The sequence below is a fragment of the Mycolicibacter engbaekii genome (assembly GCF_002101585.1).
GTDB classification, from domain to species: domain Bacteria; phylum Actinomycetota; class Actinomycetes; order Mycobacteriales; family Mycobacteriaceae; genus Mycobacterium; species Mycobacterium engbaekii.
The window spans coordinates 83,078-108,962 of record NZ_LQOT01000044.1 but is presented as its reverse complement, the minus strand read 5'-3'; the positions used below and the strand labels follow the sequence as shown (position 1 = coordinate 108,962).

At 69.7% G+C, this 25,885-nt stretch carries 28 protein-coding genes; 10 read left to right on the top strand and 18 right to left on the bottom strand.

Going from position 1 to position 25,885, the window contains the following annotated elements; genetic code table 11:
* Window positions 1–486: 486 nt before the first annotated feature.
* The 3 genes from AWC02_RS14535 to AWC02_RS14525 form a co-directional block, all read right to left on the bottom strand.
* Window positions 487–3,642 (bottom strand): bifunctional cytochrome P450/NADPH--P450 reductase, encoded by a 3,156-nt coding sequence (locus tag AWC02_RS14535; protein ID WP_085129457.1) that lies wholly within the window; start codon window positions 3,640–3,642, stop codon window positions 487–489.
* Window positions 3,643–3,761: 119 nt separating this feature from the next.
* Window positions 3,762–4,049 (bottom strand): hypothetical protein, encoded by a 288-nt coding sequence (locus tag AWC02_RS14530; RefSeq protein ID WP_133055643.1) that lies wholly within the window; start codon window positions 4,047–4,049, stop codon window positions 3,762–3,764.
* A 209-nt stretch (window positions 4,050–4,258) separates the two neighbouring features.
* On the bottom strand, window positions 4,259–4,759 hold the full coding sequence (locus AWC02_RS14525) for an MTB12 C-terminal domain-containing protein (RefSeq protein WP_473086853.1): 501 nt from the start codon (window positions 4,757–4,759) through the stop codon (window positions 4,259–4,261).
* A gap of 218 nt (window positions 4,760–4,977) precedes the next feature.
* Between AWC02_RS14525 and AWC02_RS14520 the strand changes: the two genes are divergently transcribed.
* Together AWC02_RS14520 and AWC02_RS14515 are read left to right on the top strand one after the other, a co-directional pair.
* Complete coding sequence (locus AWC02_RS14520; RefSeq protein WP_085129454.1) at window positions 4,978–5,817, top strand: oxidoreductase; 840 nt, start codon at window positions 4,978–4,980, stop codon at window positions 5,815–5,817.
* Window positions 5,807–6,445, top strand: coding sequence for a TetR/AcrR family transcriptional regulator (locus tag AWC02_RS14515; protein WP_085129453.1), 639 nt, complete (start codon window positions 5,807–5,809; stop codon window positions 6,443–6,445). Before AWC02_RS14520 ends, AWC02_RS14515 begins: the two co-directional genes overlap by 11 nt.
* On the opposite strand, the gene AWC02_RS14510 is transcribed toward AWC02_RS14515, so the two are convergent.
* Both AWC02_RS14510 and AWC02_RS14505 read right to left on the bottom strand, forming a co-directional pair.
* Window positions 6,446–7,339 carry a dihydrodipicolinate synthase family protein gene (locus tag AWC02_RS14510; RefSeq protein ID WP_085129452.1) on the bottom strand — a complete coding sequence of 298 codons (894 nt, stop codon included), beginning with the start codon at window positions 7,337–7,339 and terminating at the stop codon, window positions 6,446–6,448.
* A gap of 24 nt (window positions 7,340–7,363) precedes the next feature.
* Window positions 7,364–8,149 (bottom strand): aldolase, encoded by a 786-nt coding sequence (locus AWC02_RS14505; RefSeq protein WP_085129451.1) that lies wholly within the window; start codon window positions 8,147–8,149, stop codon window positions 7,364–7,366.
* A gap of 94 nt (window positions 8,150–8,243) precedes the next feature.
* Between AWC02_RS14505 and AWC02_RS14500 the strand changes: the two genes are divergently transcribed.
* Both AWC02_RS14500 and AWC02_RS14495 read left to right on the top strand, forming a co-directional pair.
* Window positions 8,244–8,792, top strand: a complete 549-nt coding sequence (locus AWC02_RS14500) for a helix-turn-helix domain-containing protein (protein ID WP_085129450.1) — start codon at window positions 8,244–8,246, stop codon at window positions 8,790–8,792.
* A 50-nt stretch (window positions 8,793–8,842) separates the two neighbouring features.
* Window positions 8,843–9,736 carry a hypothetical protein gene (locus AWC02_RS14495; RefSeq protein ID WP_085129449.1) on the top strand — a complete coding sequence of 298 codons (894 nt, stop codon included), beginning with the start codon at window positions 8,843–8,845 and terminating at the stop codon, window positions 9,734–9,736.
* Here the strand turns inward: AWC02_RS14495 and AWC02_RS14490 are convergent.
* The 4 genes from AWC02_RS14490 to AWC02_RS14475 form a co-directional block, all read right to left on the bottom strand.
* Window positions 9,733–10,590, bottom strand: a complete 858-nt coding sequence (locus tag AWC02_RS14490; protein WP_085129467.1) for a glycoside hydrolase family 16 protein — start codon at window positions 10,588–10,590, stop codon at window positions 9,733–9,735. The genes AWC02_RS14495 and AWC02_RS14490 overlap by 4 nt on opposite strands.
* 85 nt (window positions 10,591–10,675) lie before the next feature.
* Window positions 10,676–11,068, bottom strand: a complete 393-nt coding sequence (locus AWC02_RS14485; protein WP_085129448.1) for a hypothetical protein — start codon at window positions 11,066–11,068, stop codon at window positions 10,676–10,678.
* A 117-nt stretch (window positions 11,069–11,185) separates the two neighbouring features.
* Complete coding sequence (locus AWC02_RS21980) at window positions 11,186–11,923, bottom strand: hypothetical protein (protein ID WP_085129447.1); 738 nt, start codon at window positions 11,921–11,923, stop codon at window positions 11,186–11,188.
* Window positions 11,924–12,029: 106 nt separating this feature from the next.
* Window positions 12,030–13,256: a hypothetical protein gene (locus tag AWC02_RS14475; protein ID WP_085129446.1), complete on the bottom strand. Its 1,227-nt coding sequence runs from the start codon at window positions 13,254–13,256 to the stop codon at window positions 12,030–12,032.
* 39 nt (window positions 13,257–13,295) lie between these two features.
* On the opposite strand from AWC02_RS14475, the gene AWC02_RS14470 reads away from it, so the two are divergent.
* The gene (locus AWC02_RS14470) at window positions 13,296–13,937 is read left to right on the top strand and encodes a TetR/AcrR family transcriptional regulator (RefSeq protein WP_085129445.1); all 642 of its coding nucleotides are present in this window, start codon (window positions 13,296–13,298) and stop codon (window positions 13,935–13,937) included.
* On the opposite strand, the gene AWC02_RS14465 is transcribed toward AWC02_RS14470, so the two are convergent.
* Together AWC02_RS14465 and AWC02_RS14460 are read right to left on the bottom strand one after the other, a co-directional pair.
* Window positions 13,934–15,178, bottom strand: coding sequence for a PPE family protein (locus tag AWC02_RS14465; protein WP_085129466.1), 1,245 nt, complete (start codon window positions 15,176–15,178; stop codon window positions 13,934–13,936). The two genes, AWC02_RS14470 and AWC02_RS14465, sit on opposite strands and share 4 nt — an antisense overlap.
* A gap of 11 nt (window positions 15,179–15,189) precedes the next feature.
* Entirely contained in the window at window positions 15,190–16,338 is a 1,149-nt protein-coding gene (locus AWC02_RS14460; RefSeq protein ID WP_085129444.1) for a PPE family protein, read from the bottom strand.
* A 233-nt stretch (window positions 16,339–16,571) separates the two neighbouring features.
* Between AWC02_RS14460 and AWC02_RS14455 the strand changes: the two genes are divergently transcribed.
* Complete coding sequence (locus AWC02_RS14455) at window positions 16,572–16,889, top strand: DUF732 domain-containing protein (RefSeq protein ID WP_085129443.1); 318 nt, start codon at window positions 16,572–16,574, stop codon at window positions 16,887–16,889.
* Between the two features lie 11 nt (window positions 16,890–16,900).
* Complete coding sequence (locus AWC02_RS14450) at window positions 16,901–17,203, top strand: DUF732 domain-containing protein (RefSeq protein WP_109561017.1); 303 nt, start codon at window positions 16,901–16,903, stop codon at window positions 17,201–17,203.
* A gap of 12 nt (window positions 17,204–17,215) precedes the next feature.
* On the opposite strand, the gene AWC02_RS14445 is transcribed toward AWC02_RS14450, so the two are convergent.
* Genes AWC02_RS14445 through AWC02_RS14430 form a run of 4 tightly spaced genes read right to left on the bottom strand, consistent with a single transcriptional unit; the run spans window position 17,216 to window position 19,171 of the window.
* A complete protein-coding gene (locus AWC02_RS14445) occupies window positions 17,216–17,869 on the bottom strand; it encodes a L,D-transpeptidase family protein (RefSeq protein WP_085129465.1) in 654 nt (217 codons plus the stop codon).
* A 59-nt stretch (window positions 17,870–17,928) separates the two neighbouring features.
* Window positions 17,929–18,162 carry a hypothetical protein gene (locus AWC02_RS14440; protein WP_085129441.1) on the bottom strand — a complete coding sequence of 78 codons (234 nt, stop codon included), beginning with the start codon at window positions 18,160–18,162 and terminating at the stop codon, window positions 17,929–17,931.
* Window positions 18,162–18,830, bottom strand: a complete 669-nt coding sequence (locus AWC02_RS14435) for a phosphatase PAP2 family protein (protein WP_237160471.1) — start codon at window positions 18,828–18,830, stop codon at window positions 18,162–18,164. The genes AWC02_RS14440 and AWC02_RS14435 overlap by 1 nt, the downstream gene beginning before the upstream one ends.
* Window positions 18,827–19,171, bottom strand: coding sequence for a hypothetical protein (locus AWC02_RS14430; protein ID WP_085129440.1), 345 nt, complete (start codon window positions 19,169–19,171; stop codon window positions 18,827–18,829). The genes AWC02_RS14435 and AWC02_RS14430 overlap by 4 nt, the downstream gene beginning before the upstream one ends.
* Before the next feature lie 37 nt (window positions 19,172–19,208).
* Between AWC02_RS14430 and bluB the strand changes: the two genes are divergently transcribed.
* From bluB to AWC02_RS14415, 3 genes are read left to right on the top strand one after another with little or no spacing between them, the layout of a single operon-like run.
* Window positions 19,209–19,859, top strand: a complete 651-nt coding sequence (gene bluB, locus AWC02_RS14425; protein ID WP_085129439.1) for a 5,6-dimethylbenzimidazole synthase — start codon at window positions 19,209–19,211, stop codon at window positions 19,857–19,859.
* Window positions 19,856–20,770, top strand: a complete 915-nt coding sequence (locus AWC02_RS14420) for an amidohydrolase family protein (protein WP_085129438.1) — start codon at window positions 19,856–19,858, stop codon at window positions 20,768–20,770. Before bluB ends, AWC02_RS14420 begins: the two co-directional genes overlap by 4 nt.
* 40 nt (window positions 20,771–20,810) lie before the next feature.
* Entirely contained in the window at window positions 20,811–22,004 is a 1,194-nt protein-coding gene (locus tag AWC02_RS14415) for an alpha/beta hydrolase family protein (RefSeq protein ID WP_085129437.1), read from the top strand.
* Between the two features lie 9 nt (window positions 22,005–22,013).
* Here AWC02_RS14415 and eccE read toward each other — a convergent pair whose 3' ends face one another.
* From eccE to eccD, 3 genes are read right to left on the bottom strand one after another with little or no spacing between them, the layout of a single operon-like run.
* The gene (eccE, locus tag AWC02_RS14410; protein ID WP_085129436.1) at window positions 22,014–23,000 is read right to left on the bottom strand and encodes a type VII secretion protein EccE; all 987 of its coding nucleotides are present in this window, start codon (window positions 22,998–23,000) and stop codon (window positions 22,014–22,016) included.
* The gene (gene mycP / locus AWC02_RS14405; RefSeq protein ID WP_085129435.1) at window positions 22,997–24,415 is read right to left on the bottom strand and encodes a type VII secretion-associated serine protease mycosin; all 1,419 of its coding nucleotides are present in this window, start codon (window positions 24,413–24,415) and stop codon (window positions 22,997–22,999) included. Before mycP ends, eccE begins: the two co-directional genes overlap by 4 nt.
* Complete coding sequence (gene eccD / locus AWC02_RS14400; protein WP_085129434.1) at window positions 24,412–25,845, bottom strand: type VII secretion integral membrane protein EccD; 1,434 nt, start codon at window positions 25,843–25,845, stop codon at window positions 24,412–24,414. Before eccD ends, mycP begins: the two co-directional genes overlap by 4 nt.
* Between the last annotated feature and the right edge of the window lie 40 nt (window positions 25,846–25,885).

Genomic DNA, 25,885 nt, shown 5'->3' with positions numbered 1-25,885 from the left:
AGCATCCAGCATGACTCGTTGATCACCACGCGTGACTCACGCCGATCCGAAGTCCACCACCCCACGGGGCACTATCCAGAATAGCGATCCCACGACCTCCGTCATGACCACTTGGTGAGATTTAGTCCAGATAATTGAACACACGTGCACATCCCGTGCGCCGTCCCTTATTGGTCCCTTGTATCCAGCCGAACTGCACCCGCACGGGGCCGTACCCCAGCCGAGCACCAATCGCACTAAAAGCGCTGCTAGAACTTCAACTGCGGTAGGGCAAAACAGCCTCTAGCTCCACCTATGCGAACACCCGTTCGGCCATGGAAATAATGTCCAAGCTGAATACGCGGGTTCGATTCCCGTTTTCGGCTCCAACAAACCCAAGCTGAGCAAGGCATCTGTACGACCGCCGCGTGACCGTCAATCCGTTTCCTGGTTTTGATGCTTGGTCGCCGGTGGTGCTTCCGTTCTGCTGCCAGGGACCCAGCAATTTCACCCGGCCCACACGTCCTCGACGTAGTGGTCGGATTCGATGAGACCGTTCAACCAGTCACGGGCCTGACCGTCGTCGGCGCCCGTACGCGCCCGGTAAATGTCAAGGAAAGCCCCGCGCACCGCCGGCGCCATCCGCGCGCCGTCGCCGCACACATAGACGTGGGTGTCCTTGGCCGGATCGCCCAACAGGTCCCACACGTCGTCGGCGTCGGCGGCGATGCGATCCTGCACATAGCGGACCCCGTCCTGCGGCGCGCGGGAGAAGGCGGGGCGCATCTGCACGATCCCGATGGCCTCGGCCTGCTCGAACTTGTCTCGGAAGATGTAATCGACTTGCGGGTCACGGACCCCGAAGAAGCACAACGCAGGCTCTACGGGGGCTCCGGCGCTCTGTGCGGCCAGCCGGTCACCGAGGAAACCGCAGAAGGGTGCGACGCCGCTCCCGGCGCTGACCAGGATTACGTTCTTGGCCGGATCGGCACCGGCCCGGAACGCCTGGCGGGCCGGGTCCACGCGGGCCCGGATCACCTGTCCGGGTTGGACTGTCGCGAGGTAGTTGGACGCGACACCTTTGAACGATCCGCGACCGGAACGGGCCGGCGCATCCAGCACGCTGACGATCAATCCCACCGTGCGGGGTGACAGCCGTGACGACGACGCGATCGAATAGTGCCGGGGCACCATGGGGTCGAGCAGTTCGAGCAGTTCGGCACCGGTGAGAACGCAAGCCGGATATTCGTCGAGGCACTGCAGCACGCTGAGCGGGCACCCATCGGGGTCTTCGGCGAGTTCGGTGAGCCGCTGGCGCTCCGCAGGGTTGGTGTTGGCCGCTGCAAGACGGCGTAATTGACTGCTCGTCAGTGGTTTCTGCAATTCGACGAAGTGCGTGAGCAGTTCTCGTGCGCTGACCTCTCGATCCAGCGCGATGAGCCGCCGAGAGCTGCGCCGAGGATTGATCGACAGCCGCAGTCCGGGGTCAATGCCGAGCTGGGCCAAGGCGGCGTCGACAGCCTCAGGTGGGTTGTCGGCCATCACCGTGAGGTGATCGCCGGTTTGATAGTCGACGCCATCCGGAAGGTCGACGTGGACATTGGCTTTGGCCTGACCCAGCCCGGGACTGACCAGCTGGGTGTTCCCGGCGACGGTCATCGGGATCACCGCCGACCGAGCGTCCATCGCCGCCGTCACCGGGCCGACGATCTGGCGCAACTCGTAGAGCGGCTCGGCCGCATCATCGGTGAGAGGCGCGGCGTCGGGGTCGCCGAAGTGTTCGGCCAACGATGACCACAGTGCGGCGGCGAATTCCTCGATCGTGCCGACCATATCCCCCGAGGTGTCGGCCGCCGCCCGCGCGACCAATCGGTTGGCCCCCAGCTCGCCGAGGCGCTCATCGATGCGCTGCGGGATCGCCTGGTAGGTGTCGGCCCAGTTGTGGTCACCCACGCCGAGAACCGCGACGTTGGGTGCCGGACTCAGCGTGGCATCCTCTGCGAGCAGCCAGGCGAGGAACTCGCGCGCGTCGTCGGTCGGCTGACCGTTGTAGGAGGACGCGACGATCATGACGGCCTCGGCTTCGGGGAGGCCGCCGGCGGCATCGTCGAGTGGCGCGACGGTCGCCACACAACCCAGAGCGGTGGCATCGTCGGCGAATTGCCGGGCCAGCGCGCGGCAGGTACCCAGGTTGGAGCCGTGCAAGATGGCCAGCCTGGTGCCGGCCATTATCGCCGTCGAGTGCCGCGCTGGATCCTGTCCGGCAGCGGCCTCGATGTTCGGTGCGGCGGTGCGGCGGTCCTGCGGTGTGCGCCGCAGGACATCGAGTGAGAATCCGACCGGCCGGCGGCTGGTCGGAGCCTCCCACTGCGGCACATAGTGGTGCGTGTCGAGGAGGCGGTAGCGGTGGACGATCCGGGCCAGTGCCATGGCCGCCTCATGCAGCGCGAACTGCCGGCCGATGCATGATCGTGCGCCGGTTCCGAATGGTTTGAACAACGCGGCGGGACGGGCCGCCGAACGTTCGGGAGCGAAGCGGTCGGGATCGAAGAGCTCGACGTTGTCTCCCCATTGCGGCTGGCGGTGCAGCGCGCCGGTGAGCACTGTGACCGCCTCGCCGCGCCGAATCGGATATTTGCCACCGATCACGGTGTCTTCCAGGGCCATTCGATCGAAATGCAGCACCGGCGGGGATAAGCGCAGGGTTTCCTCGATAACCTGCCGCAGGTAGGCCAGCTTGCCGATGTCGTCGTAGTCGGGCAGGTAGTCGTCTTCGGTCCCGAACACGGCATCCACCTCGGCCTGCACCCGATGCAGCACCGCCGGATCACTGACGAGGTTGTACAGCGCGTTGGGCATCAACTCCGACGTGGTGAGCTGACCGGCGATCAGGAAAGTGAGGATCTGATTGCGGATATTCTCCGTTTCCAGCACTGGTCTGCCGTCCGAATCCTGCTGCAGCATCAGCGCCAGCAAGTCGTGAAACTCCGTGTCGCCGGATCGGTGCTCTGCTAGGAGTCCGTCGATGAACGTGTGCAGAGTCGCCAATTCTTCGGTGAACACCGGCGTCGGCTCGGCCGATATCAGCTCCCCCAGTGCGGTTGTGAAACTCTGCGGGATCGGAGCCAGGCCGGGGCAGTCGAAAGAGTCGAACCGCGAACCGAATCCCGCGAGCGCCACAGTGTCCATGGCCAGCTTCTGCAAGTCGTTCGACACATCCACCGGCCCGACTCCGGCGCTGGCGTCCCACCGCTCGATCATCTTGCAGTTGATGTCCAGCATCGCAGCGTGATACGCGCGTAATCCCGCGTAGCTGAAGCCCGGTAACAGGACGTCGTGGGCTCGCTGCCAGTTCGGTTCGCCGTGGTATGCCGTGAACAGGCCGTCACCGGCCAACGGCCTGACTCGGGCGAGGGTTGCCGTGAGGTTCTTGGCGAAGCGGCTCTCGTCGCAGAGCTCGGCAACGAGCTCCGGCGAACACGCGTAGAGCTTCCTGACGCCGCCGTTGAAGTCCGCGTAGAAAAGCGGGCCGTGCAATTCACCCAGCAGGTCCACCCCCAACGCGCGAGGGCGCCCGACCAATCGATCCGGGCCGGGCAGGGGCCCTTCAGCCGAGGGGATACCGGGAAGATCCGGCGGCTGCGACACCTGAAACCCGCTCATGTGGGCAGCATAGGTTTGGACGGGACTGCGTGCTCCGCAGTTCGCGGACGCCATCCTCGGCTGGCCAACCGCGTGGGAGGAGGGCCGAAATGCGGTGGGCCGCGCCCGCCGCCCACAAATCAGGGCGCGGTAGTGACCTGCCGGCATTGCCTGGTCACGAGATCGCATTCGACCGGGTTGGTGGTCCAGCCGCCGTAGGTTCCGGGCGTGTTCCAGGTCGGCAGGAGCGGCCCGTGGTAGGGCGGGGTGCCTTCACAGTTCCAGTCGCCCTGAAACAGGCAGCGCGGGGCGGCGTCGGCTGGCGCGGCCCCGAGCGCGGCGCCGAAGACGGCCCAGGCGGCGACAATCAGCGCCCAGGACACCCCCGCTGGAGACCTCGCTGCCCACGGGTTGCCGGTGCTGGTCATGGCCGCGAGGCTATCCGCGGGCACCGACACGTGCGGTGGCCGAACACATCACCGGTCGTCGATGACACCCCAGGCACACGGCAGCCACAACGCGCGCTGACGGCCCCGGACGCCGGCCCGGCTCAGGGCCGGGCCCGCGTCATCAGGGGGCGCCAAGTAGTCCCGCATGTCACGGTCGGGCGCCCGCGAACAATCATCCGGAAACCGGCTCACTTCACCCACGGAACGATCGGGACAAAGGGGCGGTTGGCGTTGTGCCAGAAGTGCTCGAGCACGGTCACCGCGGTGTCGTGGGTGATCAGCCACCGCCCGCCCTGGTTGGACAGCACGATGGACTCCGGCGCGCTCTCTTCGTGAAAGCCCCCCACGGAGGTGACAGTCGCTCCGGCGAAGTTGTCCGGCGCGGGCTGGATGTTGCTGACCACGAAGTGGTACGGCAGCAGCCCGGCGTCCTGGGTCTCCCTCAGGCGCTGATCGATCGTCTGCGCTTCGGCGGGGCTGAACCCGGGCGTGACGATATTGGACTTGTTGAGGGCGGGAATGTTCGCATCGGTCAACTCCGCCATCACCCCGAGTACCTCGTCAGGGGTGGGAGCGGGGCCCGTGCACGGCGCGTCGCCGGGGTCTCCGCAAGCCGCAGATGCTGTCACCGGTGTGGCCACGCCCGTGAGCGCGGCAGCAAGCAATATCGCTGTTATGCCGATTTTCATAGGGCGAACGGTAATGACGTTATGTGTCATCTATGTTTTGCCTTTGCAACAGCAAATGAACTCTGGCGAGGTCGTGGCGCTGTTGCCAGCGCGCGCTCAGTGATCCGGCGGAGCGCCAGGCACCTCCGCCGTAAATCCTGACTCCCCACCCCTTGCGCCACCGACCCGCACAGATCTAAACTATCCGTACAGTTTACTTCGACGGAGTGGTGGCAAACATGAGCGTCTGGTTCATCACCGGAGCATCCCGGGGCTTCGGCCTGCAGATCGCCCGCGATCTGCTGCAGCGCGGCCACCAGGTGGTCGCGACCGCACGCAGCGCGGCGGCGGTCACCGACGCCCTCGGCGAGAACCCGGATCTGCTCGCCGTCGCGCTCGACGTCACCGACGAGGCGCAGGCCCGCGAAGCCGTCCAAGCCGCGGTGCAGCGCTTCGGGCGCATCGACGTTCTGATCAACAACGCCGGCCGCGGCCTGCTGGGCGCGGTCGAGGAGGCCACCGACGCCGAGGTGCGGGCGGTCTACGAGACCAATGTGTTCGGCCTGTTGACCGTCACGCGCGCGGTCACGCCGGTGCTGCGGGCCCAACGGTCGGGCACCATCGTCAACATCTCCTCGGTGGGCGGGTTCGTCAGCTCACCGGGTTGGGGCGTGTATGCCTCCACGAAATTCGCCGTTGAGGCACTCTCCGAGGCCCTGCATGCCGAACTGCAACCCCTGGGAATCCACGCAATGGTGGTCGAACCCGGCTACTTCCGCACCGACTTCCTCGACTCGTCGAGCCTGCAGATCCAGCAGAACACCATCGACGACTACACCACCGGCCCCGCCGGCCAGATGCGCGTCACGGCGGATCAGCGCAACCACGACCAGCCGGGCGACCCGGCCAAGGCGGCCGCGGCCATCATCGACGTGGTCGAGTCCGAGCGCCCTCCGGTGCGACTGCTGCTGGGCAACGACACCATCGCAGCCGTCGAGGCCAAGCTCGACCACGTGCGGGCCGAGTTGGCCCAGTGGCGCAGCGTCTCGGCATCGACCGACTTCGACGATGCCGCCTGAGGCAGGCGGGCCCGGCGAGCCCACCTTCGTCCGGCCGACCGGTCCCCGCAGCGACCGCATCCACCAAGCCATCCTGGACGCTGCGGCCCAACTGCTCGACGAGGGCGGGTACACCGCGACGACGGTCGACGCGCTAGCCGCCCGCTCCGGGGCCAGCAAGGCCACCATCTATAAGCACTGGCCGTCACGAACAGCGGTGGCAGCCGAGGCTTTCGGCGCGATGATGGCCCAGGAGCTGCCCCTGCCGGACACCGGCAGCACCGTCGGCGACCTCACGCAGCAGGTGGTGCGGGTCTCGGCGTTCTACGCGAGCCGCCGGGGCGAGGTGTTCGCGCAGCTGCTCGCCGCGTGCGTCGACGACGCAGCGGGGGCAGCCTATTTCCGCGAGTACTTCCTCGACGGCCGCCGGGCCGCGATCACCGAACTGTGGCAGCGCGGCGTCGCCCGCGGCGACGTCGACGCCGATACCGACATCGACGACGTCATCGATCTGCTGTTCGGGCCGCTGATCTTTCGCCGCATGACCGGCCATTGCCCGCTCACCGAGGATCACGCCCGGCGATTGAGCACGGTCGCGCTGCAGGGGTTGCTGCACCCGGCGTCCGGGCAGCCACCCGCACAGCCCTAGTCACTCCGGCAGTTGCGCCAGAATCGCTTTGAGCTCGGCGCGGCCGGTCTCGTCGAGCGGCAGCAGGGGCGCCCTGGGGTCTCCGGCATCGAAGCCGAGCAGCTGCAACCCCGCCTTGACCGTGGTCGGCAGGCCACCGGCAACGATGAAGCGCAGCAGCGGTGCGAGGTCGTCGTAGATCTGCTGGGCGCCGGCCCGGTCCCCGGCGCGCACCGCGCGGTACAGCTCCAGGCACGGCTGCGGCCGCAGGTTCGGGGCCGCCGTGCACCAGCCGGCCGCACCTTCGTTCAGCGCATCGAGCACCAGCGGATTGCTGCCGTTGTAGAACGGCAGCTGCCCCGCGGAGAGCGCCTTGATGCGTTGCATGCGCGTCAGGTCGCCGGTGGACTCTTTGACCATGGTCAGGTTGTCGATGTCGGTGAACATCTGCACCAGCAACTCGGGGCTCATGTCGATCCCGCTGGTGGCCGGATTGTTGTAGGCCATGATCGGCAGTCCGGCACTGGCGGCGACGCTGGCGTAGTGCTGGGCGATCTCGCGGTCGGTCAGCTTCCAGTAGGAGACCGGCAGGATCATCAGCGCGTCGGCACCGGCCCGCTCGGCATGCTGGGCACGCCGAATGGTGTTGGCGGTCGTCAGATCCGATGCCCCGACGATCACCGGCACCCGGCCGTTCACCACGCCGACGGTGGTGTCGACGACGGTGTCGAACTCCGCCTCGCTCAGATAGGCCGACTCCCCCGTGCTGCCCAGCGGGGCGATGGCGTGCGCGCCGGCGTCGACCAGCCGCTCAACCAGAGCGGCCAGCGCCGCGGTGTCGATCGCCTGCCCGTCAGGGGTGAAAGGCGTGACGGGGTAGGCGATGATGCCGTGGATTGCCGGGGTGTCTGTCATCAGGGCGTCTTTCGGGTCGCGGGATCAGAGGTCGAGGGCGTCGGGGTGGTGGACCAGGGCGCGGCGGGCGTAGTAGGCGAAGTTCGCCTGGCTGCGCTTGGGCGTCAGAGTCCAGTCGTGGGCCTCGCGGGCCAGCCGGCTGGGCAGCGGCGCGATGGTGCCCGCGGCCATGGCGGCCAGCTGCAGCCGGGCGCCGCGTTCGATCAGCATCGCCAGCGAACAGGCTTCCTCCACGCTGGCTCCGGCGACCACGTGCCCGTGGTGGGCCAGCAAGATGGCCTTCTTGTCTCCCAGTGCGGCCGAGATGATCTCGCCCTCTTCGTTTCCGACCGGAACGCCGGGCCAGTCGGGCAGGAATGCGCAGTCGTCGTAGAGCGGCGCGATATCCATCTGGGAGACGATCAGCGGAACTTCCAGCATCGACAGCGCCGCCACATGAAACGGGTGGGTGTGCACGATGCAGTTCACGTCCGGCCGGGCCCGGTAGATCCACGAGTGGAATCGGTTGGCGGGGTTAGGCATTCCGTCGCCGTCGATCACCCGGAGATCTTCGTCCACCACGAGCAGGTTTCCGGCGGTGATCTCGTCGAAGCCCAGGCCCAGACGCTGGGTGTAGTAGGTTCCCGGCTCTTCGGCGCGGGCGGTGATCTGGCCGGCCAGGCCGGAGTCGTGCCCGGCGTCGAACAGTGCACGGCAGGTCAAGGCCAGCTTCTCCCGAAGCGTGAGCCGGGATTCGGCGACGTTGCGCGTCAGGTCATCCAGCGCGCGGCGCATCAGGTCGGCCTTGGAGTCACCCAAGGTGTCCGCCATCAGAAGCTCCCTTCCGCCGATATCGGCACCTCATGACACATCAGGAACTGTATGACACAAGGTTTCCTGTAGTCAATGATGTATCTTGACTTTCGTGAGTGGTCCGTTGCGAGCCGTCCGCCAACAGCGGGGTATGACGCTGGACGTCCTGGCGGCCGAAACCGGCCTGACCAAGAGCTATCTGTCGAAGGTCGAGCGCGGACAGAGTGTTCCGTCTATCGCCGCCGCTCTGAAGATCGCCCGCGCGCTCGATGTCGATGTGGCGCAGCTGTTCTCCGACGATCCGGAGGTCTCCACCATCAGCGTCGAGCGGGCCGCCGAACGGGGCGCCGAGCGTCATCGCCCGATCGCGGCGCGGATGCTGGGCAAGTCGATGTCACCATTCGTGGTGCGCCCAGGCCGGACTTTCACCGCCCACCCCCACTCCACCCACCTCGGTCAGGAACTGGTGTTCGTGCACGCCGGCGAGGTGGAACTCGATCACGACGGCCACCTCGTCACCCTCGGCACCGGCGATTGCGCCTACTTCGACGCAGCCGCGCCGCACAAACTGCGGCAGGTCGGCACGGAGCCGGCCGAGGTGCTGGTGGTGACCTGCGGCGCGCCCCCGCCGGCACCCCGGCGCGCACCCGGGCCGGGGTGATCACGGCCCCAAACCGCCCCCAGCCCGGCTGACCCCGCCACAATCGGAGTATGGGTCTGTTTCCGAAACCGCACGCAACCCTGACCGACGCCGAGGTCGCCGATGCGCTGAGCCGCGCCGTCACGGTCATCAACCCACTGCTGGACCTGCTGGCCCAGGCCGATCCCATCGGCCTGCGCCAACGCACCCGCCGGTTACTCGCCCCGCCGCACGGACTGACGCACCGCATCCGCCGGTTCCGGCTGCGGCGGCGCCGCCACGACGCCGGCCGCGGCCCCAGCGCCGCCGACCGTGCCCTCAACGCCGGCGCGCAGCTGATCAATGCCGCCGACCTTCCCGGCACCGCGGCCTGGGAGCGCATGAGCCGCGAGCAGCGCGCGCACTGGTGGGTGCACCGGGTCGGTGCCCTCAACACGCTGGTGGTGGCGTCCCCGGGAGTCTTCGGGTGGCTGGCCCGCATGGTGCCGGTGGGGGACCTGGCCGGATTCGTCAACCAGGCCGTCGTGCTGTGCGCGCTGGCCCGCGAGTACGGCGTCACCGATCGCAGCGATCAGGTGCGGTTGCTGGCCGACGTGTTGTGCGGACGGCACCTGCCCGAGAGCCTCGACGTGCCGGCGCCGTCCGAGCCCCCGCCACTGCCCGAGACTCCCCCGCCGGGCTGGAAACCGCTGAAGTCCATCACGTCGTCGGCCCCGGTGGTGATGACCCGGACGGTGTGGCAGCTGGCCGGCATCCTGCGGGCGACGTTCGATGAGGTGGGCAAGCGCCCGCACCCCAAGAAGCTCTACCAGCACCTGCGGTCGCTGCCGGGGCTCGGCCTGCTCGCCAGCTATTTCGGCGAGCGTGGCGCACTGATTCGTGCGGCCCGGGCCGGCGTGGCGTGGCTTGAGGCACGGCAGGCGGGCACGGCGCCCGGAGAAGCCGGAGCGGCCAGTCCGCTCTAGAAGACCCGGACCCAGTCGATCAGCATGTCCGCCGGGTAGGTCCCGGCGCGCGCGTCGCCGCCCCCGGATCCCCCGATGGCGAGGTTCAGGATCGGGAACACGGTGTAGCCCGGGTCGTTGAACGGCCACTCCCGGCCCGGCTCGTCGATGTTCTCGATGCCGACGGCAGGGACCGAGAAGTAGGGTTCCATGCCCTCGGCGTAGTCCTGCCAGAAGTACATGCCGCTCTGGTTCCAGGTGACCCGCCAGGTGTGCCAGTTGCCGTCGACCGGGAAGGCGAAGGTTTCGAACGCGGTGCCGTACGGGTTGGCGTGCACGGTGGTGCCCGACGGCCACTCGCCGTTGCCGTACCACTCCATCAGGTCGATCTCACCCTCGCGGCCCGGGTCGTCGTTGGACAGCCACCAGGCCGGCCAGGCACCGGAGGTCTGGCAGTTCAGCTTGATGCGCGCCTCCCAGGTGGTACCGATGCCGCCGCGCCAGTTGCCGTGCACCAAACCGCCGAAGTAGCGCTCACCCTCCTGGGTGCCGCGGATCACCAGGTTGGAATTGCCGTCGAGGAAGACGTTCTTACGGCTGTCGCGGTACTGGTGAAAGTACTCGGGCCGGTCCCAACCGACCGGACGCCGGATCGGGGTGCGGTGGTTGGAGATCGTCCACTTCGAGGGGTCGGGCGCCGAACCGGCCGGGCCGTCGAACTCGTCGTGCCACAAAAAGCCGGCGGTCTTGGCCACCGGCGCCGAGGGGTTCCCAGGCGCAGCGGGTCCAGCCGGCTCGCCGGGCGCCGCGGGAACGGCTCTGGCCACCGGGCCGGGAGCTACGGCGGCGGCGGCGCCGACACCCAGCATCATCATTATTTGGCGGCGGTTGATCTCGGGCACGGTGGCAATGTAACCCACGCCGCACCGGTGTCAAACGGGACAAGCCCGAGCGGGTGCCTTATGTCACCTCATCGTTGTCGGCGTTGTCATCGAGCACCCCGACGGCGATCCCGTAAGGCAGGAACCGCACCCGGCGTTTCGGATCGGGATTGCGCTGGCTGGCCCGCAGGGCGTCGATCTCGGTGGCGTAGACCTGTTCGACGCGGGCGGCGCCGTCGTCACCGACGGTGAAGATGGCCCAGACTCCGTCCCCGGTCTCACCGGCAGTCGTCGGCTCCGCGCGCGCGGCACGGGCCAGGTCGGCGAAGACGGCCCCCCAGCCGGCCCGCTCCCGGCCGGTGCCCATGGTTCCCGCGAAGCGGTCGAAGGCCGCGCGCAGCCCCTCACCGGCCTCACGCATCATTCGATCCAAGTCGTCGGCGTCGAATCCGAACGCCCCGTTGTCGCCCATTGCGAGCCCCTTTCACCGCGGTGCCACACCCAGTGTGCCTGCGCCCGGCGATTCCGGCCATGCGCCGGCGGCCGCCGAACGGGTGCTGGTCTCCCGGACCCGGGGACCGGCTCGCGACTAGTTCTGCGGAACCGTGATCGGGATGGGCACCGGCACCAGCGGAATGCGCAGATACTCGGTGGTCATCGGCACGGTGGTGGGGGTCGGGGCCACCGTGGTGGTGGGCGGCTCGCTGGTCGGCGGAACCGTGGTGGTCGGCGGCGCGGTGGTGGTCGTGGTGGGCGGCGCCGTGGTGGTGGTGGTCGTCGGCGGGTTGGTGGTGGTGGTCGTGGTCGGCGGCACGGTGGTGGTCGTGGTGACCGTGGTGGTGGGCGGCGGCGCAGCAGACGTGGTGGGCGGCGGCGCAACAGAGGTGGTGGCGACCGGCGGGGGCACCGGTGCGCTGGGCTGCGGTGGCGCGCTGGGTGGCGGCACCACGGCGCTGCTCTCGGGGGTGACCGGTGTCGTGTCGTGGTGGCTGCCGATCAGGCTGGCGAGCACTCCGGCCACGGCGATCAGCGCGACCAGGATGCCCGCGCCGAGGGCGATTCGCGGCAGCCGGGAGGGTGCTCGCGGGGCCGGAGCCGGCGCGGCGGGCACCACCACCGTCGGGCGGCGGCCGGTGCCCAGGTCGTGCTCGTAGAAGTCGTCGACGTAGGGCACCGGTTCGGCGCCGGCGCTGCCGTCCTCCTGCGACCAGGCGAGGGCGCCGACGACAGCACCGGACTCGGGAGTCGACATCACCGTCGGCGCCATGTCGGTCGCGTCGACGGCGTGCGCCTCCCGGGTGGCCTCGTCGTCCTGCGGGTCGGGCATGGCTGACTACCTTGGATCGGCAACGGCTGGGATGGCCCTCACCCTAGGCGGGGCGGCGGCGGCGCGGATTGGCGACACACCGGCGGTTTGCGGGCTATCAGCCGATTCATACCACCGTCAGCGGCAGTGACGTGCGGGGGCGGAACACGAACTCCGCGCCGCTGCTCACCTTGGCGACCATCACTTCGGGCAGCTCCTTGGCCGCGGTGTCGTCCTCGACCAGGCGGGCCGTCCATTGCTCGTCGGACCCGTCGAGCTGCACCCGCAGGTGCGGGTTGACCGCGGTCGCGATGGCCTGCAGCGCAACGGTCTCCTGCGGGGAGCACAGCGTGATCCAGGCGCCGTCGGTATGCGCGGGAGACGGATGGACCGTCACCGAGTTGTCGCCGAAGTCAGCGCGCACGTAGCCGATGGGGTTGAACAACGGGTGCAGTTCGAACACCCGCTGCGCGCCGGCGATGTCGGCCGGGAGCTTCAGCGCGTTCTTGATGCGCATCGCGGCCAGCCCGGCCAGGCCGGTGAGCTGACGCCGGCCCACCGAGGCGGCCAGCTCGTCCGTGCCGGCCCGGGCACGCACTGCCAGCGCGAAGGACAGATAGAGCAGGTGCATCTGCAGACACACCTCGTCGGCGATGCGGACCAGCGCCGAATGGGAGAACGCGGTGAAGTCGACGTCGCTCAGCAGCGGCCCGCTGTAGTCCGCCAAGCCCTCGTCGGCGGGGTCGATGTCGTCGAGCTCCCATGTCGCCGCCCGGGTCTGGCTGATCACCGCCAATGCGGGGATCGGCTGGGCCGGGGGATAGGACTCGTCGATGATGACGGTCCAGTGGCAGTGCGGCTGCCGGTCCGAGGGGGTGCGGGGCGGCCGGTGCACGGGACGGACCTGCGCGTGGACGTTGGTCGCCACCGCGGTGGCGTCGAAGGTCGGGTCCTCGATGGTGTGGCACATGCCGAAGACGTACTCGTCGCCCATCGGCTCCACATCGAGCAGTGCGCCGCAGCTGGCCAGCTCGAACTCACCGTTCCAGCGGTCGTGCACGGTGAAGCGGAAGTCCATGAACTGCGGCGGTGAACCGATGTCGAACTGCAGGCCTTTGAAGATGGTGAAGATGTCCTCGCCGGTGTAGCCCAGCGCGCGCTGCATGCGCTGGGTGTAGATCGGGCTGGCGCCCGCCCATTCCTCGATGGCGATCTGCACCATCTCCTCGCGGCCGAACTCCGAGATGCACCAGGCCATTCCGGATCGGTCGATCATGTGCCCGATCAACAGCAGTTCGGGTACCAGCACGGCCAACTCGTCGCGGGACAGCGACGCATACCTGGATTCGGTCACGCGGTAAAAAATAGTTCTGACTATGTTATAAAGTCAACAATGCCTGTTTCCGCTGGTCCCGCCCGGCCGTCCGCCCCCACTCGGCGAACAAGCGCGCCCCGGAAGCGCGGCGACGACACCCGCGCCCGGATCATCGAGGAGACGGTGCGCTGCATCACCGAAGAGGGTTTCGGCGCCGCGACCGCCAAACACGTCGCCGAACGCGCCGGGGTGACGTGGGGGGTCATCCAGTACCACTTCGGCGACCGCAACGGCCTGCTGATGGCCGTGGTGGACGACGGGGTGGCCGCGTTGCTGGCCAGCCTGTCCGCCGTCGACGTCCGCGAACTCGGTCTGCGTGAGCGCATCGAAGCCGTCGTCGACACCGCGTGGCGCTGTTATGCCAGCCCCACCTCGCTGGCGGCGTTCGAGATCCTGCGGGCCACCCGCGGCAGCCTCGGCGAGCAGTCGCACGCGCACCTGTTGCAGATGAACGACGCGATCAGCCGCTTGGGCCGGCTGGTCTCCGATGATCCCGCCGACGCGGGCGTCGCCGAGGTGATCTGGGCGGCGCTGCGCGGCGTCGTGATGGCGCAGATGATCATCGGTGGGCCCTTCGACTGGCAGGCCGAGCGGCGGGTGTTGATCGACATGGTCGTGCGCTATCTGCAACGCGAACCCGGCCGGCTCGAGGAGCGCTAACCCGTCCGCCAGTGCGCCGGAAGCGGCTGCCCGTCACGCGGCCGGTTGTGATACGCCAAGGACGCCGCCAACCAGCCGTTGCCGTCCAGCGTCGGCTTGCCCTCGCGATCGGTGTCCTTGTCGTTGGTCTTCTGGTTGCGGCGACTGGCCGTCTCGGCGGTGGCACCCTGCCCCGCGGTGGTGCCCATCATGGCCTCTTGGCAGGCCACCCCCGGCGGCAGTCCGCCGGCGGCGCCCGGCATCGGCGACTGCGCGGCGGCCAGCGTGTAGGCCACCGGCTTGAGCTCCGGGGCGGCGGTCGCCCAGTTCGGCGGCACCGACAGGCCGCCGACCGGCATCGCCCGGCCGATACCCGGACCGACCGCCGGCGTCGTGGCAGCCGACAGCACACCGCGTGGCCCGATCCCATCGAAGGTCAACGCACCCTCGGCGCCACCGCGCACATACACCAGGCGCCCCCAGCCGGCGCCGTTGCTCACCACGGTGTAGAGGCTGGAGTCGAAACTGAGCCCGCTGGAGGCGATGCTGGTGTACGGCGACACCTGGCCCAGGTCGGCTACCAGGGTCTGCCACCACGACGGCGGGTCGGTGGCGGCGGCCGCCGGCTGGAGCACCTGCTGCAGGGCCGTCTGCACGGCACCGTTGAGCTGGGTCGTGGCGGGACCGTTGCCCACAGCCTGCGCGACCGCGGCCGACTGCGCACCGGGGCCGGCCGGGTTGGTGGTCTGCGGGGCCTGGTCGAGTTCCGGCAACGCGCTGGCCGGCATCGCCGCCGCCGCGTAGCCGTACATCGCGACGGCGTCCTGCGCCCACATCTCGGCATACGCCGCCTCGGTGGCGGCGATGACCGGGGTGTTCTGGCCGAAGAAATTGGTGGCGACCAGGGCGGCCAACAACGCCCGGTTGGCGGCTATCACCGGCGGCGGCACCGTCGCGGCGAACGCGGCCTCGTAGGCGGCCACGACGGCCTTGGCCTGGATCGCGGTCTGTTCGGCGTTGGCGGCGCCGGCCTGCAGCCACGCCACGTAGGGTGCGGCAGCGCCGGCCATCGCGGCGGACGCCGGGCCCGCCCAGGCCTGGCCGAGCAGAGCCGAGATCGTCCCGGAGTAGCCGGTTGCGGCGGTCTCCAGTTCGGCGGCCACAGCATCCCAGGCCGCCGCCGCGGCGAGCATCGGTCCCGCGCCGGGGCCGGTGTACATCCGGCCGGAATTGATCTCCGGGGGAAGCAGCGCGAAGTCCATGGCGGCGGCCACTAGCCGGCCGCCGGCGGACGCGGGACCACGGTGCGGCGCGAAGCGGCGGCGCGCGACGTCGCCGCTCCCAGCCCCCGCCCGGCGAGGGTGCCGAGCATGGTCTCGCCGAACGCCGCACCCGGCACGCCGCCGGCCACAGCCGCGGCCGGCGGCGCGACAGACGGCGGCAGCGGCGTACCGCCCGCCGTCAGCGTGACGGGCATCGCCCATGCGTGAGGCACCGACAACGCGCCGATCTTGAGTGCGGTACCCGAGCCCGCCGACGTCGCGGCGCCGCCCAGCCCGGCACTGCCGAGTCCGGATTTGCCCAGTCCCAGCCCGCCCAGGCCCAGGCCGGCCGGGCCGATCTTGGGCGGGTGGAGGATCTCGTCGAGGCCGCCGGGGTTTTCAGCCTGAAAGGCGGCCAGGCCGATTCCGTTGTTGACATTGCTGAGCATGTTCGCCGTACCCGACCAGCTGGTCATGGTCGCGCTCAGGCCCTGCGTGGTCAGCCCGGTGAACGGAGATACCTGGCCGATGAGCGACGTCAGCCAGCTCATGAAGTCCGTCGGCCCGGCCGCCGCGGCATCCGAAGCCGCCTGGGTGACCGCGGCGGACTGGGCGGCCGGCCCGGCGGCGTTGGTGGTCTGCGGCGGGGTGTCGAACGCGGCCAGGTTCGCGGCGGCCGCCGACGAGCCGGCGTAGCGGTACATCGCGGCGGCGTCCTGCGCCCACATCTGCGCATATTGGAGTTCGGCCTCCCCGATCGCCGGAGAGTTCTGGCCGAAGAAGTTGGTGGCGACCAGCTGCGTCAGCAGGGTCCGGTTCGCGGCGATCACCGGTGGGGGTACCACCGCCGCCACCGCGGTCGAGTGGGCCTCGGCCGCGGCCGCGGCCTGGCGGGCCGATTGTTCGGCCTGGGCGCCGGTGCTGCGCAGCCACGTCACATACGGCGCGGCGGAGGCCGCCATCGCCGCCGCCGACGGGCCGGTCCACCCCCCGGCGACCAGACCCGAGGTCACCGAGTCGTAGCTGGACGCGGCGGTCTGCAGCTCAGCGGCCAGGGTCTCCCAGGCCGAAGCCGCGGTCAGCAACGAACCCGATCCGGGTCCGGAATACATGCGCCCCGAATTGATTTCCGGCGGAAGCACGCCGTAGTCCCCGAACATCACACCCCCTCGGCAAGAGCCGTCATTGTGGCCAGCTGGTTGTTAGCTCGCTGGCGCTTAGCAAACGCGCAACCGGTAAATTGCGGGTTACAGCAGGGCATTCAAACGGGCGAAAGTCTGTGAATTGTCATTTCGCCAGCTACCTGTCAGGCACTTGCCAGGCTGGCGGTATTCATCCGTCGTTCATGCCGTCGCTGCGACGGATTAATCCGCGGCGAGGATGCTCCGAGACTGTGAAACACGCCCGATGGATCGTGACCGCGGCCACCGCCGCGGCCCTGACAGGCCTGGCCACGCCGGCGTCTGCCGACCCCGAGCCCGATCCCGACGCCGCGTTCATCAGCACCATCGAACAGGCGGGGATCGAGTACACGAATGCCGCCGACGCGGTGGCCGTCGGCCGCGAAGTCTGCGCCTACCTGGGGGCAGGCCATCACGTAGACGCGGCGGCACGCGCGGTGCGGATCTCCAACCGCGCGATGTCGGTCAAAAACGCCGCCCGGTTCGTCACGTTCTCACAAGCGGCGTTCTGCCCCGAATCGATGGAATGAGGGAGGAAACGATGGGGGCACGCAAACCCGTATTGGCCGCATTCGCCGTAGCCGGCCTGCTCGGCCTGGCCGCGCCGGCGACCGCCGATCCCGGCGACAGCGAGTTTCTGAGCGCACTGGAAAAAATGGGCATCTCCTACCCCGACGCCGCCGACGCCGTCGCCGGCGGGCATTCGGTGTGCGACTACCTCGTCGGCGGCCACACCACCAACCAGGCGGCCAAGGCCGTGAAGAACGCCAACCCCAGCCTGACCCTCACCAGAGCGTCCCAGTTCGTCAGCATCGCCCACGCCGCGTACTGCGAACAGGCCTGAGGACTCCTGCCGCTACTGCGCGATCGCCATGACCGCGCCGGGGCGCAGCCACCCGATGATCTGCACCAGCTTGGCGTCGTCGATGGCCACGCAACCCGCGGTCGGGCCGCCGTCGGTGGTGTGAAAGAAGAAGCCGGCCCCGTCGCCGGGAGTGCGCGCGGTGTTGACGCCCATCACCACAGCGTGTTTGTACTGCGGGATCTGCAGATTCTCGCTCTCGCTGGTGTTGAACGGGCACTGCGCCTTCTTGCACACCTGCATGGTGTTGAACGTCGGGCTGTGGTCGTCGCCGTCCCACCAGTGGTCGGGACCGACCTGCACGTACTGCAGTCCCCCACCGGGGTTGGGCGCGGTGCCGAACGCATAGGGCAGCGTGAAAACCCCCATCGGGGTGGCCGGATACCCGCTCTTGGCCTTGGCCGCCATGCCGGCCGAGCCGACGTGGGCCGGGATCCCGGCGGCCACCGGCTGCCAGCCCGCGGCGCTGCGCTGGTAGACGTCCATCTTGGCGTCTGAACCACCAACCCCGACAACGGAGATCACCTGAGTGGCGTTGCCCACCGAGCGGGCGAACCAGGGCGTGACGTCGGCGTGGGCGCCCGGCACGCCGATCACCGCGGCGGCGCCGAACACAGCAGCGCTGAACAGGCTCACGAGGCGGCGCATCGGCTCATCATCTGCGTACCCCAGCAGCGGGTCAAACACCGCTGACGGCGCGCCGGGGACTACTCCGGGCGCCGCGGCAGCTCGTCGACCGGCGCCTCACCTTTGAGCAGGCCACGGGAGCCCAGGTAGTCACGGAAGTACTCCCGGTGCTGCGCGCAGGTCAGCCACACCTTGCGCCGTTGTGGTGTGTGCAGCTTCGGGTTGTTCCACAACATGCCGTAGACCGCGTCGGCGCTGCAGCCCTTGCGTGAGCAGATCAGCGCACCCACCGGGTCGGCGCCGCAGCCGGTCATCAGGAGGATCCCGCGGCGGGCACCGGGACGGGCTCGGGTCGCCGCCAGGGTTGCAGGAGCAGCGCCCACACCGTCAGATAGGCCCACCCCAGCGCCCACCCGGCCAGCACGTCGGAGGGGTGGTGGACGTTGAGCGCCACCCGGGAGACGCCGACCGCACCGACCACCAGCGCTGCGAGCAGCACCGCCGCGAGCCGGGCCCTGCCCCGCAACATCGGCAGCGCCAGCAGTAGCAGCGCTCCGGCTCCGACCATCACCCCCAGCGCGTGGCCGGACGGGAAAGCCGTCGAGTGCGCCGAGACCAGGGCCGTCACCGGACGCGGCCGGTCGACGGAGTTCTTGGCCAGCGCGGTCAGCGTCCCGCTGGTCTCGACGGCAACCAGGAGGAACACCGCGGCGCGCACCCGGTGACGCAGGGCGGCGACCACGGCCACCACCATGCTGACCACCCGGAACACCACCGGCGCGAACACCGTCGAGATGCCGTCCCAAATCCGTACCCAGAGCGGGTGTTTGACCCCGATGTCGTAGCTCGTCTGAAGCGCGGAGCCATCGATACCGGCCAGCCAGCCCCAGCCCTGCCGGTAGCCGACCAACATCAGCACGTACACCGCCGCCGCGCCCACCACCGAGCCCAGGGCCGCCGCCCGCGCCGCCGAAGGTGTCACGACTGCGTTCCCTGCCCACGCGTCCCGGCGGCCCGCAGGTCCGGCCAGGGCGGGCGGCGCAGGACGGCCAGGGACGTGATGACGGCGGCCAGCAGTCCGGTGAGCACGCCCACCAACGCGATCCGGTTCGCATCGACCGCCGCCACCCACTTGGCCTGCTCACCACGGATCACCATGGCCCCGAGCGGCGTGGCCGTCACCTGCGAACCGCCGGGACCCGAGGTGGTGACTCGCGCCGCGGTGATCACGGTCGCCCCGTCGGGAGTCTGGTGGGGTTCGCCGTAAACCAGAGCTCCGGGGTCCTCGGCGCCCAACTGGTCGAGCATTTGCGAACGTTTCATCACGAGCGTCCTTTCGTGTGACTCCTACCATGATCCCGTGGCTGATCCATCGTTCACCAAGCAGGAGCGCCAAGCGGTGTACCGGGTGATCGCCGAACGCCGGGACATGCGGCGATTCTCACCCGGCAGCACCGTCGAACCCGACGTCCTGGCGCGACTGCTGGCCGCGGCCCACGCCGCGCCGAGTGTGGGCCTGATGCAGCCGTGGCGGTTCATCCGGATCACCGACTCCACCTTGCGGCAGCGGATCCATGCCCTGGTCGACGAGGAGCGTCATCGCACCGCGGAGGCGCTGGGCCGTCGCGAACAGGAGTTCCTGGCGCTGAAGGTCGAAGGCATTCGGGAATGCGCCGAACTTCTGGTGGTGGCGTTGCGCGACGGCCGGCAGGCCCACATCTTCGGCCGCCGCACCCTGCCGCAGATGGATCTGGCATCGGTGTCGTGCGCGATCCAGAACATGTGGCTGGCCGCCCGGGCCGAAGGGCTCGGCATGGGATGGGTGTCGCTGTTCGAACCCGCGGCACTGGCCCGGCTGGTGGGCATGCCACCGGATGCCGAGCCGGTGGCGATCCTGTGTCTGGGCCCGGTACCGGAGTTCCCGGACCGGCCGGCCCTGGAAATCGACCAGTGGGCCTACCGACAGCCCTTGGGTGAGTTCGTCTCCGAGAACACCTGGGACAGCGCGTGACAGGCGGCGCCGAAGCGGCGGCGGTTCGCCAGGTCTGGTCCACGCTGGGGCTGCCGGGGATCATCGACGTGCACACCCATTTCATGCCCAAGCCGGTGCTGGACAAGGTGTGGCAGTACTTCGACTCGGCCGGCCCGCTGCTCGGCCGGCCCTGGCCCATCAACTACCGGGCCGACGAGGCCGCTCGCCTGGCCACGCTGCGCGCCTTCGGGGTTCGCCGTTTCACCTCACTGGTGTATCCGCACAAACCCCAGATGGCTGCCTGGCTCAACCAGTGGGCCGCCGAATTCGCCCGTGAGACACCGGATTGCCTGGCGACAGCGACGTTTTATCCCGAGCCCGGCGCCGCCGGCTATGTCGGCGCCGCCATCAGTGGAGGGGCCCAGGTCTTCAAAGCACACATCCAGGTGGGCGACTACGACCCCAATGACCCTTTGCTCGACGAGGTTTGGGGATCGCTGGCAGACAGTGGCATCCCCGTTGTGATCCACTGCGGCTCCGGCCCGCAGCCCGGCCGGTTCACCGGTCCCGGCCCGGTTCGCCGGCTGCTGCGCCGCCATCCGGGTCTGACACTGATCGTCGCGCACATGGGCATGCCGGAGTACGACGACTTCCTTGACATCTGCCTGGAATCGCAAGCGGTACATCTGGATACCACGATGGTCTTCACCGCGTTCGTCGACCAGCTCATGCCGTTTCCGATCGGCACCGACCCGCGACTGCGCGACGCGGGCGAGCGCATCCTGTTCGGCAGCGACTTCCCGAACATCCCCTACGGCTACCGCGAGGCGCTGGACGCGCTCACCGCGCTTCCCGGGGTCGACGAGGGCTGGCTACGTGGGGTTTTGCACGACAACGCCGCGCAGCTGTTCGCTATCGAGTTACCATCCCCGTTGCACCCGGGACCGTAGGGGCCAGGGCGTGCCCCGCACCCGAGAAAGGCCCGCGACCGTGCCCACCGACCTCACCCCGATCCAGCCGCCTATTCCGGTACCCGATGTTCCCGGCGCCGACGCCGGCGCGCAGGGCCTGCCGCACCGTAGCGAGTTGTCGTTGCGGGAGAAGCTGATCGTGGACGCCTCGGCTTTCGCCGATATCGGGCTGCGCACCGGTGTCGCGTCCATGGTTGCCGCTGCGATGTTTCCGTCGGTGCTCACCACGGCGGTCGGCGGCAAGCAGTCGCGGCAGGAGCGGGAGCGGCTGGAGTTCTACGCCGAGCTGGCATCGGCGCAGGACCCGACTCGATCCTTTCCCGCACCGACAAAGCCGCCGCGGGTGTCCGCGCGACGGGCCAACCCGATCGCCGAGCGGATTGCCCGCGGCACCGTGGACAACGTCTCCTTCCGCTCCAGCTTCGAAGCAGTCAACCCGGCGATGCGCGACTCCTGGAGCGCCCTGGGAAACAACAACACCGCGCGGTTTCAGCATTGGCGCCACGAGGACGGGCCGCGGCCGACGCTGTGCGTCATCCACGGGTTCATGGGATCGGCGTACCTGTTCAACGGCCTGTTCTTCTCACTGCCGTGGTTCTATCGATCCGGCTACGATGTCGCCCTGTTCACCCTGCCGTTCCACGGTCGGCGCGCCGAAAAGTATTCCCCCTTCAGCGGATACGGCTACTTCTCGCACGGCGCTTCGGGATTCGCCGAAGCGATGGCCCAGGCGGTCCACGACTTCCGTTCGATGCTGGACTATCTGGAGTCCACCGGTGTCGACCGCTTCGCGCTGACCGGCCTGTCGCTGGGCGGCTACACCACTGCCCTGTTGGCCGCCGTCGAGCCCCGGCTGCAGGCCGTCGTCCCGAATGTGCCGGTGGTCTCCGTGGAATCGGAGATCCGCGACTGGTTCCCGGCGAACATGGTGCTCGCAGGTGGCCAACGGCTCGGGCGGGTCGGCGGCGATGAGTTCGGGGCCGCGACGGCCTTCCACTCGCCGTTGAACTACGCCCCGCTGGTGGCCCGGGAACGCCGACTGATCATCACCGGCCTCGGCGACCGGCTGGCACCGCCGGAGCAGTCCGAGATGCTGTGGCACCACTGGGACCGCTGTGCCCTGCACTGGTTCCCGGGAAACCACATACTGCACGTCAGCCAGCCGGCCTACCTGCGCAGGATGACCGCGTTCCTGCGGCCCTACATGTTCTAGACCCGCGCGCTAACGCGCGGCCGCAACCGTCGCCGCGACGGGCCACCGCAGTGCGGCGATCTCGTCGTCGTTCAGCGGGGCGTGACCGCCCAGGCGGCTGCCGGACAACGGGTGCAGGCCCAGCAGGGCGCGGCGGTGGTCGCCCTGCTGCGGCTGCAGTCCCGCCACGGGGGCGCCGCCGTCGGGTGCCGAACCGGTACGCAGGGCGCAGCCCGCGGCCACGGTCTGCTGACCGTTGTCCTCGGCGAACTCCAGCACCGTCCAGGCCTCATCGGCGTTGACCGCCTGAATCCGGCTGATGGTGTCGGCCAGCGCCGCGTCGATCCCCACCTGGTAGGCCGCGACATGGTCGCCCGAGCCGTCTTCCAGGCACCGCCAGGTTTCCCGGGCCTTCGCGCCGATCAGCGACGGAATCTCCTCGCCGGCGACGATCGTGGTGTCCCAACCGATTTCGCGCAGATGGTCGGCGAGGCGCCGGGCGGCGACATCGACGGTGCGCTGCAGCGGAATAGCGGCCGAACGCGCCTGCAGCGCAGCCAGGTTCGGCTCGGCCGAGTACGTCAGGCTGATCCAGGTGTCGGTGGTTGTGGCGCCACTGTCGGACCGCGACACCCGGCTGGTGACGCGGACCGTGTCGGCCCGCAGGCCGTAGCGGTTCAGGTACCCCGCGATCAGCGGCAGCGGCAGGCCCGGCTCGGCCCCCGGCTCGGTGATCCGCAGGGCCGCCGTCGTCCGGGTGTTGGCCACTTCCGGCCGGTCGGCGTGGGCGCCGCCCCGCGCGCGCAGCATGGCCAGGCGGCGGCGGGCGATCGTGGTGAAGTGCAGTCCGTGCCACCAGCCCAGCAGCAGGATCGTGACGAGAACACCGACGGCCAGCACCCAGCGCTGGGTGGTGGTCTCCCAGGGGTTGGCCATCACCGCGGGCACCACGGCCAGCAGCACCAGACAGATCCGGGCCGGCCCGGGGCGTGGAACGGTGGTTCGGTAGGAGCTCACTGGTCTTCCTTTCGTCGGCGGGCGGCCGCTGCAGCGCCGGTGGCGACCGCGACGACCAGCCCGGCCAGCAGCGCGGTTCCGGCGAAGGCCACGATCCGGGGGGCCGGGTTCTCCGGTTGCGGCGGCGCGGGTGGGGAGATCTTCTTGGCGGGCGAGGCAGCCGGATCCGCAGCCGGCGGCAGTTCCCAGGTCAGGGCGGCCACCGGATCGACGATCCCGGCGCCCACCACGTCGGACGGGGCGCGTGCGGCGTTATGGGCGGTGGAGACGATGCGGTGCGCCACCTGCATCGCGTTGAGGTCCGGGTAGCGGCTGCGGACCAGCGCGGCCACCCCGGCCACATAGCCGGCGGCGTAACCGGTACCGCTGAGCGGCACCGGCCTGCCCTGGTTGCCCGGCAGCGCATTGGCCAGCCCGCCGTCCTCACGGTTGCTCACCGAGACGATGTCCTCGCCGGGCGCGGCCACGCCGACCCACGGCCCGGCCATGGTGAATCCGGACGGCCGACCACTCGAGGACAGCGACGCCACGGACAGCACGTAGGGGTGCCACCAGGACGGCACCGACACCGATGTCACCGCGGACCAGTTTCGGGGGTCCTGCGGCCGGCTCAGGTCGGTGAGCGGGTTGGACTCGCATGCCTCGCCGCCGCCGCCCACCGATCCGGTCTGCCCGGCGTCGCCGGCGGCCGCCACGATCAGCACGTCCTTCTCCACCGCCGCGTAGCGCAGGGCCGCGCCCAGCGCGGTCTGGTCGACGTTGCGGTCGGCCGGCAGGCAGGTGGTGGTGGAGACGGTGATGACCCGCGCACCGAGGTCCGCGGCGTGCACGATGGCACGCGCCAATGCGGTGATGTCGGTGATCACGCGGGCGGTTCGCGGGTCTTCGCCGGCCAGGCGCGGGGAGATGGTCGCCGAGGCGGTCCGCAGTGCCAGCAGGCGGGCCGCCGGGGCCACTCCGGCAAAGCCGTCCTCCCCGGGCTGGCCGGCCACGATGCCGGCGACCAGTGTTCCGTGCCCGTCACAGTCGGTCAGGCCGTCGGTGGTGCCGATGTAGTCACCGCCCGAGTCGACCGCCCCCAACCGTGGTCCGGGCCGGACCCCGGTGTCGATGACGGCCACCGTCTGGCCCTCGCCGCGGGAGAACTGCCACGCGGTGGGCAGATCGAGCATCCGCTGCCCGGCCGTTGCGGTGCTGACGTCACTGCCGGGCATCAGCAGCGAGCTGGCGCAGTCCCCGTGCTGTTCCATGGCCGCGACCGGGCCGGGCGCCCCGCTGGGCGGCGGTACGGTCGGGTCCACCGTCGGCGGGGTGATCGCCAGCGCCGGTGCACTGGTCAGCAGCGCGGCCAGCGTCGCGGCGCCCAGCCCGCGGACCGCCGACCTGCCGCGGCTGCGCTGAGCGGCACCGGTCATCGAGACAGAACCCAGGCGAAGATGCCCACCAGGTAGGCCATGACGGGGATCAGGGTGGCGTCGACACCGGAGGCCGCAAAGCCCACCAGGCGCCGCACCGGCAGCGAGTAGCTCTCCGGCGAGGCGACGGTCGGGCTCAGCGCGACCACCGCCCACACCGCCGCGAGGGCGGCCAGCACCAGCACCGCGCCCAGGGCGGCCGAGTAGCGGCCGGTGGCCGCGTACACGGCCAGCAGCGCGATCGCCGTCAGGTGCGGCTCGGCCAGCAGCCACGCCTTGCACCACGCCGAGTCCCACACCCGGGCCCGCAGCACCGAGGCAACCGCGATACCCGCGACCACGTACCAAGCCCAGCCCGAAAGCCCTTCGGGCGCATACGCGATGGCAATCGAGCCGAGCACCGCGAGCAGGACCGAGCCGGCGATGAAGCCGGTCTGGTGGGCATCGGTGACCCGGACCCGGCGCGGCAGGTCGGCAAGCACGCTCTCCGGCAGCGCCGACGGGGTGGGGTCACCCGGCGCCGGGATCACCGGCAACGGCAGACGTGCCCACAACGCCGAAACCTGCGGCGCGGCAACGGTCAACAGCAGCGACGCGGTGATCAATCCGCATCCGAGGCTGACGGGCGGCAGCTCCCAGAACGTCTTGATCGCAGCCGTGGCCAGCACGCCGACACCGACGACCACCGCCGCGGTGAAGAACGCGATCCCGCGCTCACCGCGGCCGCCCGGGGGCAGGATCAGGCAGATCAGCGACCAGGCGCTGACCGCGGCCGCGCCCAGCACCACGTGGGCGGGGCTGAACAGGCCCGGCACGGCCAGGGTGCCCGCCGCGGCGAGCGGTACCAGCGCCGCGATCGACAGGGTCAGGGCGGCTTCGGCCGACCGGGTGCGGCACAGCAGCGCGGCGAGCACCGTGAGCAAGGCGATGGCCCCGGTCGCGAACAGACCGGCCGGTTCGCCGGTGACCGCACTGTGCGCGGTGGCCAGCCCGGTGGCGGCGAGCACCAAGCCCGCTCCGGCGGCCAGCGCAGCACGCTGAATGTGCTTGGCTCCCCAGGGTTTGCGCCGCGACTCCGAGAAGATCACGGCCGCATCGGCGATGTCCTCGACAATGCCGGGGGCCGCCGGGCCCGCCGGTACCGGCCGCAGCGCCAGCAGGTCGCCGTCGACGACTCCGACGGTGTCCAGGCTGGCGTCCAGGCTGAACGGCGCGCCGCCGACGGGCGCCAGGCTCAGCCGGGTCGTGGCACCGTCCCCGGGTTCGGTGTCGTCGCCGGCGGCCGGGGCCACCAGGCGTTGCACCGCCGGGAGGATCTCACGCAGCGGCAGCTCCGCGGGCACGGCGATCTCGGTCAACCGACTGTCGGCCAGCACCGCGATGCGGACAATCGGCATGGCGGCGCTGGTCAGCACCGGGGCTTCGGTCATTGGTGTTCCCTGTTCTGTTCTCTACGAGGTCGTTGTGTTC